Origin of the sequence: Pseudomonas sp. 43(2021), assembly GCF_017490805.1 — a bacterium.
Taxonomy (GTDB): Bacteria; Pseudomonadota; Gammaproteobacteria; order Pseudomonadales; family Pseudomonadaceae; genus Aquipseudomonas.
Genome location: NZ_JAFGYJ010000331.1, coordinates 1 through 499 on the forward strand (window position 1 = coordinate 1; position 499 = coordinate 499).

Annotated in this window: 1 protein-coding gene; it reads right to left on the minus strand. The window is 59.1% G+C overall.

All coding sequences use genetic code 11. The features are described 5' to 3' along the window. The coding region (locus tag J5M71_RS27480) for a DUF3971 domain-containing protein (RefSeq protein ID WP_279382393.1) at positions 1-499 on the minus strand (499 nt) is incomplete at both ends.

Here is a 499-nt window from a genome sequence, read left to right on the forward strand (position 1 = left end):
GTCACGCCCAGCCAGTCGGTGAGCTTTTTCACTTCGACCTGCCCCGACGCCGCAACCCGGGTCTTGATCTGGTTGGGGCTGCCATCCGCGAATATCTGCGCAGTGACCGGTTTGTCGAACGCCCGCGCAGAAATGTTCTGGCCGCTGAGGCCTTTATTGCTGTCGAAGCGGAAATCGCCCTTGAGCTGGCTCAGTTCCAGTTTCGGTTCGGCCAGTTTCAGCCGCGCGTTGGCAGTTTTGAAATCGACGAGGATTTTCGGTTGCTCGCCCTTGGCCAGCGGAATGTCCAGTTTGAGCTTGCCATTCAGATCACCGGCGCCCTCCCAACCGGCAAAGGTTTCGCCGGTGCCGATCGGCGCGTCCTGAAGAATCTTCAAACCATCGCCCAGGCCACCGGCAAACGCGCCATCGAGCAACAGATGGCTGTTCTGTCCGGCCGGTACGTGAGGAATATTGACGAAGACATCGCTGACTTGCGTATCGAGCAACTGGCCCTTGC